The organism is Flavobacterium bomense, assembly GCF_003970355.1.
The window spans coordinates 1-1,687 of sequence record NZ_RYDJ01000066.1 but is presented as its reverse complement, the minus strand read 5'-3'; the positions used below and the strand labels follow the sequence as shown (position 1 = coordinate 1,687).

Sequence of the window (1,687 nt, the reverse complement as noted above, 5' to 3'; positions counted from 1 at the left end):
CGTTTTTGTATCGATTTTTCAATCCATCTAAAGGAGTTATTTCATTCAAGGCTTTCAATTCAGACGAACCACCACCAATGGTCATTGATTTTGTTGCATTTTCGCCAATCACTGCAATAGTAATTTTTTTGGAGGTATTAATTGGAAAGAACGATGCCTCATTTTTTAATAACACAATTCCTTCTCCTGCAATTTTTCGAGCAACATCAATATGTTCTTGATTGTTTATTCTTCCTAAAGTACGATCCTGGTGCATATTGGTTCGGAACATCAAACGTAAAATCCTTCTCACTTTATCGTTTAAAATTTCTTCTTTAATTTCGCCACTTTTAAGCATTTTCAAAAAGGGATTGGCTAGATAATACGAATCGTAGGCGTTTTTAGTAGAGGTTGTTAATCCATCTGTACCAGTTCCCATTTCTATATCTAATCCATTCAGGGCTGCTTGTTTAGTATCATGCGCGCCACCCCAATCGGTGATTACTACTCCGTCAAAATTCCAATCTTTTTTTAAAATTTTATTCAATAATAGATCATTGTGGCAACAAAATTGTCCTCTAAACTGATTGTAGGATCCCATAATAGACCAAACCTTGCCTTCTTCGACAGCAGCTTTAAATGCAGGTAAATAAATTTCGTGTAAAGCTCTGTCACTAACTTCTACGTTGATATGACCTCTCCATAATTCTTGATTGTTTAGTGCATAATGCTTGACACAAGCTGCAACTCCATTTTGTTGAACCCCTTGAATGTAAGGAACCACCATTTTTGAAGCCAAATAGGGATCTTCTCCCATGTATTCAAAATTTCGACCATTTAGCGGTGTTCGGTACATATTTACTCCAGGACCTAATAACACATCTTTTTTTCTGTAACGTGCTTCTTCGCCAAGAACCAACCCGCGTTGTTTGGCTAATTCCACATTCCAACTTGCTGCCATTGCTGTTCCGGGAGGAAAGCATGTCGCCGAATCGTTTGTTTGTCCAGTATATTTCCAATCATGGCGGTTCATTTCTGCCCTAACTCCATGTGGCCCATCAGACAATGCCCACTCTGGAATTCCGAGACGTTTTATTTCGGAAGTGTAAAATTTTGAATTCCCGTGCAACAGTCCAACCTTTTCTTCCAAAGTCATTTTCTGAATCAATTTTTGGATTCTTTTTTCTGTCATTAAATCTGATTGAGAAAAAGAAGCTTGAAAAAATAGTGAAAATAAAACAATATATCCTAATCTCATATTATCGGGTGTTATTGGAACCATTTAGGTTGAATTAAATAATTAAACTTTAATTTTATTACTAATTAGTTCAACGACAAGTCCTTCTAATAAATAATTTTCCCAAAAATAGATTAATAAAAAAATCAGGAGTGGTACATATGAAGCAGTTTATAGAACAATTGAAGCAGACGTATAGGAATACCCCACATAAATAAAGTAATTGATTACATTGTGAAACAATTTAAAAAATCACATTAGGTTTTGAAGTTATATTAACCTGTTGGGAATAATTATTTTTTAAGATGTTTTTGTAAGTTCAATTCCTAATTTTAGATACCGCTACTGCAACATCCGTTTCTGGCATTTTGCAAGCTTTGTTTACACATACATAAATATAGGTTTCATTTGCCATAAAACGATTTTCCAAAATGGGCAAACTACTTTCCTTTGTAGCACCTGCAATGAGAA

The 1,687-nt window shown here is 34.8% G+C and carries 1 protein-coding gene; it reads right to left on the bottom strand.

Annotated features, from left to right (window positions below; genetic code table 11):
* Window positions 1-1,261 (bottom strand): glycoside hydrolase family 3 protein (locus EKL98_RS15560; RefSeq protein ID WP_233589458.1); only part of this gene is annotated, 1,261 nt, incomplete at its 3' end.
* Window positions 1,262-1,687 lie beyond the last annotated feature (426 nt).